Annotated in this window: 15 protein-coding genes; 12 read left to right on the top strand and 3 right to left on the bottom strand. The window is 40.2% G+C overall.

Translation table 11 applies throughout. The annotated features are described in order from the left end of the window. Positions 1-3 precede the first annotated feature (3 nt). The 4 genes from HCCG_RS05505 to neuC (HCCG_RS05490) are packed head-to-tail and all read left to right on the top strand — an operon-like array spanning position 4 to position 3,742. The gene (locus HCCG_RS05505; protein WP_002956453.1) at positions 4-651 is read left to right on the top strand and encodes an HAD family hydrolase; all 648 of its coding nucleotides are present in this window, start codon (positions 4-6) and stop codon (positions 649-651) included. Beyond that, positions 648-1,814 carry a UDP-N-acetylglucosamine 2-epimerase gene (gene neuC / locus HCCG_RS05500; protein ID WP_002956452.1) on the top strand — a complete coding sequence of 389 codons (1,167 nt, stop codon included), beginning with the start codon at positions 648-650 and terminating at the stop codon, positions 1,812-1,814. The genes HCCG_RS05505 and neuC (HCCG_RS05500) overlap by 4 nt, the downstream gene beginning before the upstream one ends. Further along, positions 1,792-2,544 carry a PIG-L deacetylase family protein gene (locus HCCG_RS05495; protein WP_002956451.1) on the top strand — a complete coding sequence of 251 codons (753 nt, stop codon included), beginning with the start codon at positions 1,792-1,794 and terminating at the stop codon, positions 2,542-2,544. Before neuC (HCCG_RS05500) ends, HCCG_RS05495 begins: the two co-directional genes overlap by 23 nt. After that, positions 2,492-3,742, top strand: a complete 1,251-nt coding sequence (gene neuC / locus HCCG_RS05490) for a UDP-N-acetylglucosamine 2-epimerase (RefSeq protein ID WP_002956450.1) — start codon at positions 2,492-2,494, stop codon at positions 3,740-3,742. Before HCCG_RS05495 ends, neuC (HCCG_RS05490) begins: the two co-directional genes overlap by 53 nt. Here neuC (HCCG_RS05490) and HCCG_RS05485 read toward each other — a convergent pair. Further along, positions 3,724-4,419, bottom strand: coding sequence for a Crp/Fnr family transcriptional regulator (locus HCCG_RS05485; protein WP_002956449.1), 696 nt, complete (start codon positions 4,417-4,419; stop codon positions 3,724-3,726). The genes neuC (HCCG_RS05490) and HCCG_RS05485 overlap by 19 nt on opposite strands. A gap of 97 nt (positions 4,420-4,516) precedes the next feature. Between HCCG_RS05485 and mnmG the strand changes: the two genes are divergently transcribed. The 3 genes from mnmG to HCCG_RS05470 all read left to right on the top strand — a co-directional run bounded on the left by mnmG (position 4,517) and on the right by HCCG_RS05470 (position 8,317). Further along, positions 4,517-6,421: a tRNA uridine-5-carboxymethylaminomethyl(34) synthesis enzyme MnmG gene (mnmG, locus tag HCCG_RS05480; RefSeq protein WP_172618404.1), complete on the top strand. Its 1,905-nt coding sequence runs from the start codon at positions 4,517-4,519 to the stop codon at positions 6,419-6,421. A 26-nt stretch (positions 6,422-6,447) separates the two neighbouring features. Next, on the top strand, positions 6,448-7,065 hold the full coding sequence (locus tag HCCG_RS05475; RefSeq protein ID WP_002956447.1) for a UPF0323 family lipoprotein: 618 nt from the start codon (positions 6,448-6,450) through the stop codon (positions 7,063-7,065). Positions 7,066-7,144: 79 nt separating this feature from the next. Continuing rightward, positions 7,145-8,317 carry a glutathionylspermidine synthase family protein gene (locus HCCG_RS05470; RefSeq protein WP_002956446.1) on the top strand — a complete coding sequence of 391 codons (1,173 nt, stop codon included), beginning with the start codon at positions 7,145-7,147 and terminating at the stop codon, positions 8,315-8,317. A gap of 101 nt (positions 8,318-8,418) precedes the next feature. On the opposite strand, the gene HCCG_RS05465 is transcribed toward HCCG_RS05470, so the two are convergent. Beyond that, positions 8,419-10,023, bottom strand: a complete 1,605-nt coding sequence (locus HCCG_RS05465; protein WP_015453393.1) for a phosphoethanolamine transferase — start codon at positions 10,021-10,023, stop codon at positions 8,419-8,421. Positions 10,024-10,092: 69 nt separating this feature from the next. Then, a complete protein-coding gene (trxA, locus tag HCCG_RS05460; RefSeq protein ID WP_002956444.1) occupies positions 10,093-10,410 on the bottom strand; it encodes a thioredoxin in 318 nt (105 codons plus the stop codon). Positions 10,411-10,748: 338 nt separating this feature from the next. Between trxA and HCCG_RS05455 the strand changes: the two genes are divergently transcribed. The 5 genes from HCCG_RS05455 to HCCG_RS05435 are packed head-to-tail and all read left to right on the top strand — an operon-like array spanning position 10,749 to position 16,832. After that, positions 10,749-11,909 (top strand): hydrogenase small subunit, encoded by a 1,161-nt coding sequence (locus HCCG_RS05455; protein ID WP_002956443.1) that lies wholly within the window; start codon positions 10,749-10,751, stop codon positions 11,907-11,909. Between the two features lie 10 nt (positions 11,910-11,919). After that, entirely contained in the window at positions 11,920-13,650 is a 1,731-nt protein-coding gene (locus tag HCCG_RS05450; protein WP_002956442.1) for a nickel-dependent hydrogenase large subunit, read from the top strand. Between the two features lie 18 nt (positions 13,651-13,668). Then, positions 13,669-14,427, top strand: a complete 759-nt coding sequence (gene cybH, locus HCCG_RS05445) for a Ni/Fe-hydrogenase, b-type cytochrome subunit (protein ID WP_015453392.1) — start codon at positions 13,669-13,671, stop codon at positions 14,425-14,427. 6 nt (positions 14,428-14,433) lie between these two features. Beyond that, positions 14,434-14,973 carry a HyaD/HybD family hydrogenase maturation endopeptidase gene (locus HCCG_RS05440; RefSeq protein ID WP_002956440.1) on the top strand — a complete coding sequence of 180 codons (540 nt, stop codon included), beginning with the start codon at positions 14,434-14,436 and terminating at the stop codon, positions 14,971-14,973. Beyond that, complete coding sequence (locus tag HCCG_RS05435) at positions 14,970-16,832, top strand: hypothetical protein (RefSeq protein ID WP_002956439.1); 1,863 nt, start codon at positions 14,970-14,972, stop codon at positions 16,830-16,832. The genes HCCG_RS05440 and HCCG_RS05435 overlap by 4 nt, the downstream gene beginning before the upstream one ends. Positions 16,833-16,854: the final 22 nt, after the last annotated feature.

Here is a 16,854-nt window from a genome sequence, read left to right as displayed (position 1 = left end):
AGCTTGAAAATCAAATCTGTTATTTTTGACTTAGATAATACGCTTTATGATGAGAATCTGCTTATATCTGCGGTATGTAGGGAGTTTTGCCATCGCTATAATCTCCCTTTAGAGAATATTGCTTATATAGTGAATGATGAGTTTCGTCTGCATTCAAAAGATATTTTTGGCGATTGGCTGAAAAAGATGAATTTCTGCACAGATTCTAGACAAGAAGAGCTTTTTACACTCTATCAAAGTATAGATACACCTTTAAGCCTATATGAAGATGCAAAAGATTTTCTTGTGTTTTTACAATCACAAAATGTGAGCGTAGGTATTCTTACAAATGGGAATCTTAACGCCCAGCAGCACAAAGTAAAGCTGTTAAATCTGCATATATCTCCTTATGAAATAGAATATGCTAGAAGCAATGGTATAGAATATGAAAAGCCCCATATTAACGCCTTTATGAGAATCTTACACCGCTTGAATACAGAGGCTAAAGATTCTATCTTCATAGGGGATAATCCACTTACTGACATCGCTGGGGCAAATAACGCTGGAATCTTAAGTGTATGGCTTGCTCGTGGATATGGTAGGCTTATCCCTTGTGATTATGCGAAGATAAAAATCACACATTTTGATGAATTAAGGAGACTATGGCAATGAAAAAGATTCTAGCAGTTACAGGCATTAGAAGTGAGTATGATATTTTGTATCCTATTTTGAAGGCATTTGAAATGGAGGGATATGAAGTTTGTGTTGCCGTGGCAAACGCACATCTAAGCGACATACACGGCAATACTTATAAAAAAATAGAATCTGATGGCTTTAGGATTGCTGATAAGATAGACTGCCTTTTAAGCACCGATAGACTAACGCAACGCTCAAAAGGTGTGGGGCTACTCATCGCGGCTTTGACACAAACGGCGGAAAGAGAAAAGCCTGATTTTTTGCTTGTTTTAGGTGATAGGGAAGAGAGTATTGCCACTTGTGTAGTGGGGAATTATATGGATATTTTAACCATTCATTGTGGTGGGGGCGATCCTGTGTATGGGAATGCTGATGACCCTATCCGCTTTGCTTGTTCTAAACTCGCTCATATCCACTGCACCACCGCGCAAGAATACGCTAACAATCTCCTACACATCGGCGAAGAGGAATGGAGGATTGTTTGGAGTGGGAATCCTTCCTATGTCAATATCGCTACAACTCCGCATATCTCACGCCAAAAGTTAGCAGACTTTATGGGCTTTGACATAGCACAGAATGATTATATCGTGCTACTCAAACACCCTTTAAGCTCTGAAGTCAATGAGGCTTACGAGCAAATGGCTATCGCTATAGAATCTTGTGCAGAATTTGCCAAAACGCATAATCTTAAAGTTGTTGGGATTTATCCAAACACAGACCCGGGCAGCTATAAAATCCTAGAAGCTATCAATCAAGGCGAGGCACAATACCCACATATCAAATTTTTTAAAACCCTGCCAAGAGAAATTTTTATTAATCTCATACGCCACACACTCACACTTGCTGGAAATTCAAGTATGGGGATTTTAGAAGCCCCTTTTTATAAGCTCCCTGTTGTGAATATCGGCAATCGTCAAAAAGGACGCTTAAATGCGGGGAATGTGGAGTTTGTAGCACATAATAAGCAAGAGATTCTATCCGCCTTACAAAAAGCCTGTTTTGATGAAAACTATCGCCATTTTGTGCAGTCTCTAGCTAATCCTTATGGCGATGAAAGCTCCTGCAAACACATTGTAGATTTTGTCAAAAAGATTGATATAACACAAAGGAAATGGTATGTTAAAACAAAACTCTGCTAAAGACATTCTAGTCATCGCCACACACCCTGATGATGAGACGCTAGGGGCTGGTGGGACGCTTCTTAAGCACAAAGCTAATGGCGATAGAATCCACTGCATTTTTTGCACAGATGTTTTTGAAGAAGAGGGCTTTAGTCAAAAAGTAATCCAAAAAAGAGAGCAAGAAATCGCTGCTGTATGCCAAGCCTATGGATTTTCAAGTGTGCATAGACTAGGGCTTAAAACAATGAAAGTTGATGAATATCCAAAAAGCAAGATTATCAACGCATTTTCTAGCATTTTTAAGCAAATACAGCCTAATGTCATTTACCTGCCCTTTGCCTATGATGTGCATAGTGATCATCGCGTGATTTTTGAATCCGCCTTTGCCTGCACGAAGTCTTTCCGCTACCCAAGCATTGAACGAGTGCTAATGATGGAGACTTTGAGTGAGAGTGAGTTTGCCCCGAGCTTTGCCTCACAGAGCTTTATCCCAAATGTGTTTGTAGATATTAGCGAGTTTTTTGCTAAAAAATGCGAGATTATGGCAATTTATGAAAGTGAAGTGGGAATCCTGCCCTTCCCCCGTTCAATCCCAAACCTAAAAGCCCTAGCACTCTATCGTGGCTGCACCCGCGGAGCGGACGCAATTTCTACGGATAAAAACGACTTAATTTTAGCTGGGGGGGGGGCGATAGATGAAATCCCCCTTTACGCAGAATCCTTTATGCTCCTTAAAGAAAAGCTCTAATTTTAAATCCCTTAAGTCCATAGCTCTAGTAACCGGCACTCGTGCAGAATGGGGCTTACTCTACCCTCTTGCTAAAGCCCTAAAAAATACTCCATTTTTTAAGCTATCCCTTATCGTTACGGGTGCTCATCTTAGCAAAACGCTGGGCAATACCTATAAGGAAATACAATCCGATGGCTTTAAGATTGACACTAAAATCCCCATTTTACAAGATTCTAGCTCCACCCAACTTGACATAGCTAAATCACTATCCACCACGATTGCAGCATTTAGTCAGCATTTTTCCACCTCCCCTTATGATATGGTGATTATTTTAGGCGATAGATATGAAGCCTTTGGAACAAGTATCGCCTGTGCTAATCTCAATATCCCCATAGCTCATATTAGTGGTGGTGAGACTACACAAGGGGCGAATGATGAGTATATGCGACATTGTATCACTAAAATGAGCTATTTACATTTTGCTAGCACAGAGATATATAGGAGACGCGTTATTCAGCTAGGCGAAAACCCATCGCGTGTGTTTAATGTCGGATCATTAGCCGTTGAAAATATCCATAACACACCATTGCTTACTCAAGCAGAGCTAGAATCTACACTTCAAACCCCTGCGGATTTTCTCCATTCTTTTTGTGTGCTGACTTTTCATTCCACGACTTTAGAATCTACAAATCCAACGCAAGAAATTACACTTATTCTAAACGCCCTTTTACAAAGCCCATACAAGATTCTAGCCACAAAGGCAAATGCCGATAGTGGCGGAACTCTCATCAATGAAGTGCTAGAATCTTATGCGAAAAAATATCCGCAAAACATTGTGCTTTGTGCGAGTTTAGGCAGAATGCTGTATCTCTCAAGCCTAAAGCTAGCAAACTTTGTCATAGGCAATAGCTCAAGTGGTTTAGGCGAAGCCCCCATTTTGCGAACGCCTACAATCAATATAGGCGATAGGCAGAAGGGACGATTAATGCCAGAATCTGTCCTTGCCATTACGCCAAATCCAAATGATGAAAAAGCGTATATCCAAGCGATTTTAGATTCTATACAAACCATTACAAACAAAGATTTTATGGATAAAGCCATCACTCACCCCTTTGGCAATGGCACAACTTCACAGCAAATGATACAAATCTTGCATAACACACTTTATAACGACACAATCAATCTTAAAAAAGCCTTTTATGATATAGAGCCTTGAATCTTAGCCATTTTTACATTACCAAAGAGTGAAGCAAAGGTGTGCTTATCATTGATTTGCAAATCTCCATATTCATCTTTGCTAAGTAAGCCTTGCTGCTGCATTTTCTGCAAGATTCTACTTAGCGTTTCAAGCTTGATATTGAGTTCGTGTGCGATGACCTGCCTTTGGACCTTATTGAACCGCTCTAGCTCGGTATAGAGCAGATACCCCACACGCGAAGTGCTATCATACACTTCTTTGAAATTAATAAAATTCTTAAATACAATCACCTTATCCATAAAAGCCGATAAAAAAGCATTGCTTATCTCAATATCCTGCTGAATCAGTAGCTCCAAAGATTCTAATTCAATAAACGCCACTACACTTGGCTCTATGCTCCGCACACTCGCAGCCGCCTCATAAGGCTTAAAAGAACCAAAAGCATTTACCAGTCTTATCCCCTTAGCCCTACTCTCCACATAGCACAAAAATAATTCATTATCATTTTTATCCATTTTGTATAGCTCCAAATGCCCACTTATAAGCATACAAGCCCATTTGAGTAAATCCCCTTCATAATACAAAATCTCATTTTTATCTATCTGCTTTATCTTTGTGATAGATTCTAAAGATTTCAAACTCTTCTCACTTATATGCTCAAAATCCCCTATGTGCCGTAATGATTGCTTTTTCATCTTCTTTTCCTTATTTTTTTCTTATTTGTTATTTATCCGCGTGAGAATAGCAAAAAATAACCATTCTAGAGTAAAATACGCTCAAAAATCTTTAAGGATTCTAATGGAATATGATGTTTTAGTCGTGGGTGGCGGACACGCTGGGCTAGAAGCAAGTATAGCAAGTGCGAAAATGGGTGCAAAAACACATCTGCTTACACTTTTAATTCAAAATATCGCCCTAGCAAGTTGTAATCCCGCAGTAGGTGGGCTTGGCAAAGGGCATTTAGTAAAAGAGATAGACGCATTAGGGGGAGTTATGGGGGAGATTACCGATAAATGCGGGATTCAATTTAGAATCTTAAACTCCTCCAAAGGTCCTGCTGTGCGTGGCACAAGAGCGCAAATTGATATGGATAGATATAGCATTATCGCTAAAGACATAGCCCTAAACACCCCAAATCTCACGCTCTCACAAGAAAGCGTAGAATCCCTTATCTACGAGCAAGATTCACAAGGGCGATTTATCGCTAAAGGTGTGAAAACAAATATCGGCAAGACTTATTATGCAAAGGCGGTGATTCTTACCACAGGGACTTTTTTGCGTGGGCTAGTGCATATTGGGGAGAGCAAGATTCAAAATGGACGCTTTGGCGAGATGAGTCCGCAGAATCTTAGCACTTCCTTGCAGGAGCTAGGCTTGTCTCTAGGGCGGCTTAAAACAGGGACTTGTGCTAGGATTGATGGGCGGAGTATTGATTTCTCACGCCTTGAAACGCATAGTGGTGATAGCAACCCTCCGCATTTTAGCCATAAAACAAAAGATTTTGCTCCCACACAACTGCCCTGCTTTGTAACCTACACAAATGAAAAAACGCATAATATTATCCGTAGCAACTTCCATCGTGCACCGCTTTTTACAGGGCAGATTGAGGGTGTGGGACCGCGATACTGCCCAAGTATTGAAGATAAAATCAACCGCTTTGCCGATAAAGAGCGACATCAGCTTTTCTTAGAGCCTCAAACACAAGAAGCGGTGGAATATTACATTAATGGACTTACAACTTCACTGCCTATTGATGTGCAAGAGGAGATGATTCATAGCATTGAAGGGCTAGAAAACGCCCATATTACGCGATATGGCTACGCCATAGAGTATGATTATGTAGAGCCAACCGAGCTTTACCACACACTAGAGACTAAAAAATGTGCGAATCTTTTCTTAGCCGGGCAGATTAATGGCACAACAGGCTATGAAGAAGCCGCCGCTCAAGGCATTATGGCTGGAATCAACGCTGCCCTTTCATTAAAGGGGGAATCTTTTAGCCTAGCACGAAATGAAGCCTATATAGGCGTGATGATTGATGATTTGGTAACAAAAGGCACAAAAGAGCCCTATCGTGTTTTTACCTCTCGTGCGGAGTATCGGCTGCTTTTGCGTGAGGATAATGCGTATTTGCGGCTTGTGCCTTATGCGTTTGCTTTGGGCTTAGTTACAAAAGAATATTATGAAAAAACTATGCAAGATAAAGAGCATATCATAAACACGATGAACTATTTACAGAATAATTACCTTACCCCATCGCAAATCTCACTTGATATGCTAAAATCGCTTAATCTCTCGCCCATTAGTGATAAAACTTTACTTATACATATTATCGGTCGCGAAGAGCTAGAACCTCATAGACTTAGGACTCTTCTAGCAAAATGTGGGGTAGAAAATGTAGAATCTATGAGCGAAAAGGCGATTGAACAAATATTCATAGAATCTAAATATTTTGACTATATCCAAAAGCAAAAAGAGCAAATTGGGCAGATGGAGCAAATGCTACAAGTGGAGATTCCACGGGATTTTGTATTTGATAAGATTCCCGGACTTAGCCTTGAAGTGATAGAAAAGCTCAAAAAATTCACACCAAAGAGCCTTTTTGAAGCAAGTGAGATTAGCGGTATCACTCCTGCAAGCATTGATGTCCTGCATTTGTATATCCATTTACATCATAAAAAATCAGCTTTGGTATAATCTTTGTAAGTCAAAAGGAGTGGCAAATGAAACATATTAACACGATTAAAAACTATGCGATGGTTGGCGGACTTGGGGTAATGGCTATTTTTGGGCTAAATGCGTGTGATTCAGGCAATAACAATAACAACCTTAACTCCACTTTGCAAAATACGCAGAAAAACGGGGCGTTTGTGATTATTGAAGAGCAGTTTGATGGGAGCTACAAGGTGCTTGAAGAGTATCCAAGCGAGCAAACACGCGTTATGCTTAAAGATAAAAATGGCGGAGAGCGAATGCTAAGTCAAGCTGAAATTGATGAGCTTATCAAACAAGAAGAAGGCAAGATTAATGCTGGGACAAGTGAGCTAACAAACCCAAATGGCGGGGGGCTGGGGCTTGGCGGGGCGATACTAGCGAGTGCGGCTGGGGCGATTCTAGGCAGCTATATTGGCAATAAGCTTTTTAATAATCCAAACTATCAAGCTAACCAACAACGCAACTACAAATCCCCACAAGCCTATGAAAGAAGTCAAAATAGCTTTAATAATAAAAATGCTACAAGCACAAGCGGCACAAAAAGCAATGCTGGAAAAAGTGGATTTTTTAGCGGCAATAATGCAGGGGCAAATACAAATAGAAGCACACAAAATTACGGCGGATAATCACGACACATAGAATCTTAAGGTGTGCAAAATCTATAAAATATGTAAAAACCCACACAAACACAACAAAAGGAATCAAATGACAATCACTACCCTTTCACTGCCTAGCATACAACAATTTGAATCTATGGGACTACAATGGCATACGGATTTGGATAATACCTCTTATATCAGCGATGAGCTTATCCATATCACAGAGCAGGAAGCAAATGTCTTTTATGAGGCGGGAAATACGCTATATGATATGTTTGTAGAAGCCGGAGAATATGTGATAGAAAATGATTTATTCTTTGAGCTTGACATTCCGCCAAGTCTAATTGATGCCATAAAGCAAAGCTGGGAGGAGGACATACATTGGCATTTATACGGACGCTTTGATCTCGCTGGGGGGCTTGAAGGCAGACCTATTAAGCTATTAGAATTTAATGCCGATACACCAACAATGCTTTATGAAACCGCCCTTTTACAATGGGCGTTACTCAAACACAATGAGCTAGATGAAAACAAGCAGTTTAATAATATTCACAACGCTTTGAGTGAAAATTTTAAGCGACTTATTACGCTTGATAAAAACACTTCTAGCTTTAACTCACTCTATGAGGGCTGGAAGATTCTCTTTTCCTGCATTACAGATTCTAGTGAAGATATTAGCACGACACGATTTTTAGAGTATATCGCTAGGGAATCTGGCTTTATATGCGACTTTGCCCCTATTGATAAGATAAATTTTTCTGCCACTGAAGGGGTTAGCTTTGAAGGGGTAAATTATGAATTTTTATTTAAACTCATTCCGTGGGAGAATATTGCCATTGATGAGCCTGAACTCGCCTTGCTTATGAGTGAAATGATGACAAATCACAATGCTATTTTTCTAAACCCTGCCTACACACTGCTTTTTCAAAGCAAAAGAATGCTAAAGATTTTATGGGATCTTTTTCCAAATCATCCACTATTACTCCCTGCGAGTTTTGAGCCACTGCCAAAAACAAAGCAAGTGCATAAAAGGGCATTTGGCAGAGAGGGGGCAAATATTGAGATTATAGATTCACAAGGCAGGATTTTAGAATCTAAAGAAGGCATATATACTCATCACAAAAGCGTGTATCAAGCCTACTATGAGCTAAACTCACATAAAGATGCCCACTATCAACCTAATGTGTTTTTTGCCTATGAATCTTGTGGGCTTGGATTCCGCAAGGGCGGGAATATTATAGATAATTTTTCAAAATTTGTAAGCCACTGTATAAAATAGAATCTATACTAGAAAACCAGAATCTATAATTACGCCCAAACCCCATAGCCCACCCAAAATGGGCTTTGCAAAAGACAAGATTCTAGAATCTTTACAAAATCTTAAGGCTGCAAAATATCAAGATTCTTATCGTAGTCTTGTGTCTGCACATTTAAGATATGCAAAAGTGTGTGAAACACATAATCTTGACTAAAATCCTGCTCCACCCTTTGACGCGCCAAATGTGGAATCTCCCCCCACGATTGACTAAACCACATAATTGAGGGGATATGCTTTTGATATTTTGGAGCTAGAGTATAGCCAAGTCCGCCGTGCATATACAGCCCAAGCTCCCCCAAACTCTCTCCGTGATCGCTCACATACCACAGCATAGAACGCATAGGGCTAGAATCTTTGCTTGTAGAATCCTTTTGAAGCATACCTATCATTTGAGCTAAAACCCAATCTGTGTAAAGCAATGAATTATCATAAGCATTGCTTATCTCTTCAGTCGTGCATTTTGATAACTCCTTTTGCTCACACACAGGAGTAAAACGCTCAAACTCCTTTGGGTAACGGCTCGTATATGAAGCCCCGTGGCTACCATAGCCGTGAATGACAATAAATGTGTTGCGATTATTTTGCTTTGCTTTTTCTACAATCTTAGCAATGTCTTTTAGCATTACACCATCAAGACTATCTGTGGAGTAAAAAAGCGTGTTGCGGATATTCCTATCACAGCCTCCCACACATTTACCACCATTATTTCCCAAATACCACACATCATATCCTACACTTTGGGCAATATCAAGGATATTATTGACATACAATGAAAGGTTTCTGTGCGTATAAGTCTCTCTCGTATAATGTGTCAGCATACAAGGCACAGCAATAGCTGTAATCACACCGCAAGAATAAAATTCCCTAAAACTTATGACATTGAATGCTTTTGTATAGGGATTTGTCTCTTTTTTATAGCCATTGAGTGAAAAATTTGCACTCCTTGCACTCTCACCAATCATAAACAACACAATTTGCTTTGGAGAATCCACACTCAACACCGCATCTTTAGCCACGAGCATAGAGGTAAAATTTTTCTCTTTTGAATGCTGGATATACCGCACAAAGGAGCGGATAGGGGCAATGGGATTTGGCATATCCCTAAGTGTTTTTTGCGTTTTAAACACAAAGGTAATGTCTTTTCCCGTAGCTGCGTAGCTTCCGCTAATCATAATGGCTAAAACCGCTACAAAGAAAAGTTTCTCTCGCAATGCTTTTTTCAGGCTAAAACGCTTTATTTTTATCAACAATACAAGCACACTTGGCACAACACCAAAAAGCAAAACATACACGATAAACCCAAAACTTACCATATCCAAAGCTTCGTTAGTATGTGTCTCAAACACACTTTGGATAATGTCCTCATCAAGCACCACACCTAAAGATTCCATATAGAATCCACACACACTACACAAAAGCAATACAAAAATTACGACATATTTAACACTCAATCTTAAGCTTAGAATCTCAAATGCCAAAGCCAAGATAGCTATATGCACGATATATTTTACCCATACAAGATAGCTAAATCCAACTTGTAAAGCAACATCATCAAATGTCTTATGAAAAGAATGATTAAGACACACGACAATATAAGCACTCACAATAAGAATAAGCCAATGATAGCTAATGGAATAAGAAAAGATTGTTTTGAAAAATTTAAGCATTTATGTATTTTAAAGTCCTAAGCCCTGCAAATGCAGAGCTTAGATTCTTGATTTACGAAGTTAAGATTCTTAGAGAAGTGAATCTATTTTTTGGCGGATAACATCTTCTGGCTGAACACCTGTGATTTGATCAACAATCTCGCCATTTTTCATAAACAGCATTGTGGGGATATTGCGGATTCCAAATCGCCTTGAAAGCTCACCCTCATTATCCACATTCACCTTGCAAATCTTTGCCTTGCCACTATAATCTTCTGCAAGTTTATCAATCACAGGGGATAGCATTTTGCAAGGATTGCACCAAGGCGCCCAAAAATCAACCAACGCTACGCTATTTGCGATCTCCGCATCAAAATTATCATTACTTAGCTCTATATACTTAGCCATAACAAACTCCTTCTTAAGGTTGTTTAAAATTATTTTAACCATGCATTGCAAGTTTAAAATCCGCCCATTATACATTGCTTTTTTCAACAAAAAATATCTTTTGTAATATTTTCACAATCTTTGTTTGTGATTTTTAAGACAGCAACCTACCCTTAGTTCTTACTTTGCCATTTTACAAAGCCTACTTTTTCACACTATCACTTTTTGTAACTTTTATTTAAAAATGTTTTACTTTTTCTCACAAGCCACAATTTTATCTTAAGAAAATCCCAAAAATAAGATAATATTCCAAACATCTCTCAGTTTTCAAACAACAATCAACAAAAGGAGTATCCACAATGAAAATACAAGATGCAAATGGAGAGCTATTCAAACAAGCTTCCAAACGACTAGATGAGTTAGCCAAGCTCCCCGCACATAATGCAGATAAAGACTTAATGCAGGAGTTAGAATCTAGAGGCTTTTCTCGCCGTGATTTTATGAAATGGTCAGGCATGATGACAGCTACACTTGCCCTGCCTGCGAGCTTTGCCCCACTCACTGCTAAAGCGGCTGAAGTGGCTAATCGCCTACCTGTTGTATGGCTACATATGGCAGAATGCACCGGTTGTAGTGAAAGTTTATTGCGAAGCGATGCGCCAAGTATAGATTCGCTTATCTTTGATTACATTAGCCTTGAATACCACGAAACCGTTATGGCAGCAGCTGGTTGGCAAGCAGAACAAAATCTTCATCACGCCATTGAAAAATATGCTGGAGAGTATATCCTTATGGTAGAAGGTGGGATTCCAAAAGGAAGCAGTGAGTTTTATCTCACTATCGGCGGACACGCACGCACAGGAGCAGAGGAAGCAAGAATAGCGGCAAAAAATGCAAAAGCCATTTTTGCCATTGGCACTTGCTCTAGTTTTGGTGGGATTCAAGCCGCTCACCCAAACCCCACAAATGCCGTGCCACTTAGTGAAATCACAAGTCGCAATGTGATAAATGTGCCGGGCTGTCCGCCGAGTGAAAAAAACATTGTCGGCAATGTCTTGCACTATATCCTTTTTGGCTCACTTCCTACACTTGATGCTTACAATCGCCCAACTTGGGCTTATGGACTTAGAATCCACGATTTATGTGAAAGACGCGGGAGATTTGACGCTGGGCAGTTTGTAGAGCATTTTGGCGATGAAAACGCACAAAAAGGCTACTGCCTTTACAAAGTAGGCTGCAAAGGACCTTATACATTTAACAACTGCTCAAAACTAAGATTTAACCAACACACAAGTTGGCCTATTCAAGCGGGACACGGCTGTATTGGCTGCAGTGAGCCACATTTCTGGGATACAATGAATCCATTTGAAGAGCCTATTGGTAATAAGCTTTATGCCACAAGCTTTAATGGACTAGGAGCGGATAAAACAGCAGATACAATAGGAGCTGTCGTGCTTGGAGCAACCGCCATTGGAATCGCCGCTCACGCGATTATTAGCTCAACACAGAATGCAAAATAAGGAGTAGAAAATGACAAAGCGTATTATTGTAGATCCTATCACAAGAATTGAAGGACATTTGCGTATTGAGGTGATTGTTGATGAAAACAATGTGATTCAAGATGCGTTTTCTAGCTCAACACTTTGGCGTGGGCTAGAAACAATCGTAAAAAACCGCGACCCACGCGATGCAGGATTCTTGGTGCAGAGAATCTGTGGTGTTTGTACCTACTCGCATTACAAAGCTGGGATTGTAGCGGTTGAAGATGCGTTGGGGATTAAACCTCCGCTCAATGCCATTCTCACACGCACACTAATGAATATCTCACTCTTTTTGCACGACCACGCGGTGCATTTTTACACACTGCACGGGCTTGATTGGTGCGATATTACCTCAGCTTTGCAGGCTGATTGTGCCAAGGCGGCTAAACTTGCATTTAAATACACTAAAAATCCGTTATGTGCGGGAGAAGCGGACTTAAAAGTCGTTCAAGAAAAAGTGAGTGCCTTTGTCAAACAAGGTGCGTTAGGACCATTTGCAAACGCATATTGGGGACATAAGACTTATAGATTTTCGCCTGAACAAAATCTCATTGTGCTTTCACATTATCTTAAACTCCTTGAAGTCCAACGCGTCATCGCTCAAATGATGGCGATTTTTGGTGCGAAAAATCCCCACCCGCAAAGTCTAACCGTTGGTGGTGTAACTTCTGTTATGGACATTTTAGATCCCAGCCGTTTGGGCGAGTGGCTCACTAAACATTTAGAGGTGGTAGATTTTGTTAATCGTGCGTATTGGGCAGATATTATTATGGCAGCAGAAGCTTATAAAAATGAAGATTCTGTGCTAAAAGGCTGTGGGGTTAAAAACTTCATTAGCTTCCAAGAAATGCAGGTGGGAGCTGAAGAGTGGCTTTTCAGCAGTGGGATTGTCAAAAATGGCGATTTAAGCAAAGTTTATCCTATTGATGAAAGCAAGATCACAGAAGAGGCTACGCACTCGTGGTATGAAGATAATGAGCCGCTCCACCCCTATGATGGTAAGACAAATCCACATTATACAGGCTTTAGAGATGCTCAAACTATTGGAGCTGATGGTAAGCTTGTGGATTCTAAAATCCTTGATGAGAGTGGTAAATACTCGTGGATTAAATCACCACGCTATGATGGAGAGCCTATGGAAGTAGGACCTTTAGCGAGTGTTGTGGTGGGATACGCAAGTGGCAACAAGGCGATTGTAGATGTTGTGAATGAATTTTTACAAGCCACAGGATTGCCAAAAGAGGCGTTATTTAGCACACTTGGCAGAACTGCTGCTAGAGCTATTGAATGCAAAGTTGTCGCAGATCACGGCATTAAGGCATTTAACGCACTTAAAGATAATATCGCAAAGGGCGATAAAAGCACTTGTGCACCTTATAGCATAGATAAAAATAAGGAATATAAGGGACGATTTATCGGTAATGTGCCACGCGGAATGCTAAGCCATTGGGTAAGAATCAAAAATGGCGTGATTGAAAACTATCAAGCCGTTGTGCCATCCACTTGGAATGCCGGACCACGCGATGCTAAGGGACAAAAAGGACCTTATGAGATGAGTCTTATTGGCACACAGGTTAAAGACATTACCCAGCCACTTGAAATTATCCGCCATATCCATTCATTTGATCCTTGTATCGCTTGTGCGGTGCATTTAATGGATACGCAAGGCAATGAGCTTAGCCTTTACAAAGTAGAGCCATCATTTGCCAGACTCCACTAGAGGATAAAAGGAGAAAATATGAAGAAGGTTGAAATGTTTAAAAAAGAACTCCATATGCACGAGGAGTTTTCAGGGCTTACACGAATCTTCCATTGGATTAGAGCATTGTGTATTTTTACACTTATTGCCACGGGATTCTACATCGCCTATCCTTTTGTCAGCTCAAACCCAGAAATGACACAAGCCACCTTGCAAGGTGTCATACAAGGGCAGATTGTTACAGAGCAGCAAGTGGGTGCGGTGAGTAATTCCTACCTTCAAGCCTATATCCGGAGTGTGCATTTGATTATGGGCTTTGTGTTGATTGGTATTTCATTTTTTAGAGTCTATCTTTTTATTTTTGATAAAAAATCTTTACCAGAAAGAGTATCGTTTGCTCAAGTTAAACAACCAAAAGTATGGCTAGATACCATTAGGGCGTATTTGTTTATAGGCTCTCACCCACACATTGATGGTGCATACAATCCATTGCAATTTACCACTTATCTTTGCCTTGGCATACTTGTTTTACTGATTTCACTCACAGGTGTTGTGCTGTATTACAATGTCTATAATGATGGCTTAGGAGCGATTTTAGAATCTTGCTTCAAATGGGTGGAGGTGCTTTTTGGTGGGCTATCAAATGTGCGTGATTTGCACCATATGCTTACTTGGGCATTTGTGATTTTTATCCCTGTGCATATTTATCTTGCTGTGTGGAATTCTGTCAAATACCCAAATGGCGGTGTAGATGCGATTGTAAGCGGTATGCGTTATACTGATGATGTGAAAGTCTAGAACAGAATGAAGATTCTTGTCCTTGGCATTGGCAATATTCTTTTTGGTGATGAGGGCATTGGGGTGCATTTATCCAATCTCTTAAAGCTCAATTACCGCTTCAGCGGCGAAAATGAAGTGGATTTTGTAGATGGTGGCACACTTGCTTCTATGCTTATCCCCCTTATCACTTCTTATGATAAAGTCCTTATCCTTGATTGCGTGAGTGTGAAGGACGCTCAAATAGGCGAAGTGTATTATTTTGATTTTGATAATGTCCCGCACATCATCACTTGGGCGGGGAGTGCTCACGAAGTAGAAATGCTCCAAACACTAAGAATGACAGCTATTTATGGCGATTTACCCCCGGTTAAAATCATCGGTATTATCCCAGAAGTTATCGGCGAAGACACAGCTTTCACTCTTTCATCAGCAGTCAAAAATGGCGCAAAAACAATGGAGCAACTCGCCCTAGACTTTTTAGCAGAAAATGGCATAACCGCCCACAAAAAAGATGATAGGGATTTACAAGAGGTTGCCAATGGCTCATTTAGAGGCTATGAATGATTTATGATTTTAGATTCTTAAATACAAGTGAAGATGCGGATTTTTTTCTCTATCTCCTTGCTTCACAAGCTAACAACCTAAACCTAGAAGCGTTTTTCTACACACAAGATTCACATACGCATTGCATTATCCCAGACTTATCAGCCATTATAGAATCTTATCTACAAAGCCAAGCCACACAGAATCATCAAACCCCACAAACTAGCCAAGATTCTATACAATCAGCACCTACGCACACAGCCCAAACCAACATATTACCCCACACTTTCACACTTTATCGCAACTCACAAAATATTGTAGATTCTCAAAAAATCTTAGACTTTGCTAATGACATCTCACTCACTCTGCCGCTTTCACTTTATTTTACCTTTAAAGAGATTACACCCATTAGCCCAAATCAAGCCTTTTTTAAAAAGCTCTCCTTGCAAGAATCTAACCACGCTAAAGAATCTAATGAATCTAGCCACACCCATAAAAATCTAACGCAGATTCTCTCCCTTGCTTTGCTTGAGCTACTCCCCTGCCCTACGCTTTTTAGCTCTAGTCAAATCATTGCTCTTTTTAACACACCCAAAACCTACTACTACACGCCCCTGCAAACAAGCCAGATTCTAAACCCCAAAAGTGATGCCTTTGCTTTTCTTAATCCTCCGCTTTCTATTACCCACAAACCCCTTGCTTCACAGGATAGGGTATATTTTTTACAGATTCTCCACGCCCTAAAGGACAATCAGCAAGTCTCTCTCCACACCCAACGCGGCATTGTCTCACTCTCTCTTACTCCAACGCCAAACACCCACACAACCCTTGCTTGTGATATTGTCTCGCTTAAAACCTACTTCCGCATACATAAGGCACAAATTGATGTTCTTGCAAGTTTTGAAAAACCCCTAACCCACCTTGTGCCAAAGGAAGTTTTTGAAAAGCATTTTCCGCTTAATGCCACGGGGCTAGTTAAAGTTGGGTTGCCTTATGATATGCCTTTAGCTATTATCGGGGCTTTACTCTTGCAAGATGATATAGGTTATTTTTTTCTATCTACGCCTAGTCAAGATTCTAAGCCACCCTTTGACTTTTGCCACTCTCCAGCCCCAAAGGAGCAGATTCTTACCATCTCACAGAGCGGGATCTTTATTGATAATCGCATTGCCACATCACATACGCTCACTTCTCTTATACGGGAGCATATCACAGATTTAACCCAAAGGCATTTAGTCATCTACCTTAGCACAAGGCATAAAAGTGCCTTCCTTGTGTATGAAGATACGCCAAAAGTCCTGCTTGACATTTATTTTGAAAGCAACCCAAAGCTTATTTTACAAAACATCGCCACTTCTTACAAAAGCGGAGATAATCTCATCAAAAACTTCACTTCACGCTTTCCACATCTTATAGAATCTATAAACGCCCTGCCGGATTTAGAGCAGCCAACTAGCAATCTTATTGACATCTTTGATAGTGCGGCTTTTACTCTAGGCTTTAGCACAAATGGAGCGAGTGATAAAAATGCCCTTTTCTATCGTGCGTATCGTTTCGTGCGTGAGCGGGGACCTCGCATTGATTATACGCTTTTGCGGGAAGATAACGCACTTAGCCTTGATTATCATCGCATTATCCGCTCAAGCATTAGCTTTAAATGTGCAGATATGGAAGATGAGATTTTAAGCTATGGAATACTAGATTCTCTAAGCGAATTTATCGCCACGCTTGTGCGGGATACAAAAACAAACTTACAGATTAAAAAAGTATTGCTACTTGGGGATATGCTAAGTAATAACATTTTCCTTGATAGAATCTTAGGCTATTTGCCAAAAGATATTCATCTTATTTTGCCAAAAGATGGCTTACTTGATTACTAGCAAGTTACTCAAAAAAGCTATA

Origin of the sequence: Helicobacter cinaedi CCUG 18818 = ATCC BAA-847 (assembly GCF_000155475.1) — a bacterium.
Classification (GTDB): domain Bacteria; phylum Campylobacterota; class Campylobacteria; order Campylobacterales; family Helicobacteraceae; genus Helicobacter_C; species Helicobacter_C cinaedi.
This window is presented reverse-complemented; position numbering and strand designations above follow the sequence as displayed.

Excerpts from the sequence above, each read along its gene's own strand:
- neuC (WP_002956450.1), top strand. The coding sequence starts at position 2,492 with ATGAAATCCCCCTTTACGCAGAATCCTTTATGCTCCTTAAAGAAAAGC.
- HCCG_RS05470 (WP_002956446.1), top strand. The coding sequence starts at position 7,145 with ATGACAATCACTACCCTTTCACTGCCTAGCATACAACAATTTGAATCT.
- neuC (WP_002956452.1), top strand. The coding sequence starts at position 648 with ATGAAAAAGATTCTAGCAGTTACAGGCATTAGAAGTGAGTATGATATT.
- trxA (WP_002956444.1), bottom strand. The coding sequence starts at position 10,410 with ATGGCTAAGTATATAGAGCTAAGTAATGATAATTTTGATGCGGAGATC.
- HCCG_RS05495 (WP_002956451.1), top strand. The coding sequence starts at position 1,792 with ATGTTAAAACAAAACTCTGCTAAAGACATTCTAGTCATCGCCACACAC.
- HCCG_RS05440 (WP_002956440.1), top strand. The coding sequence starts at position 14,434 with ATGAAGATTCTTGTCCTTGGCATTGGCAATATTCTTTTTGGTGATGAG.
- HCCG_RS05475 (WP_002956447.1), top strand. The coding sequence starts at position 6,448 with ATGAAACATATTAACACGATTAAAAACTATGCGATGGTTGGCGGACTT.
- HCCG_RS05465 (WP_015453393.1), bottom strand. The coding sequence starts at position 10,023 with ATGCTTAAATTTTTCAAAACAATCTTTTCTTATTCCATTAGCTATCAT.
- HCCG_RS05455 (WP_002956443.1), top strand. The coding sequence starts at position 10,749 with ATGAAAATACAAGATGCAAATGGAGAGCTATTCAAACAAGCTTCCAAA.
- HCCG_RS05435 (WP_002956439.1), top strand. The coding sequence starts at position 14,970 with ATGATTTATGATTTTAGATTCTTAAATACAAGTGAAGATGCGGATTTT.
- HCCG_RS05450 (WP_002956442.1), top strand. The coding sequence starts at position 11,920 with ATGACAAAGCGTATTATTGTAGATCCTATCACAAGAATTGAAGGACAT.
- HCCG_RS05485 (WP_002956449.1), bottom strand. The coding sequence starts at position 4,419 with ATGAAAAAGCAATCATTACGGCACATAGGGGATTTTGAGCATATAAGT.
- cybH (WP_015453392.1), top strand. The coding sequence starts at position 13,669 with ATGAAGAAGGTTGAAATGTTTAAAAAAGAACTCCATATGCACGAGGAG.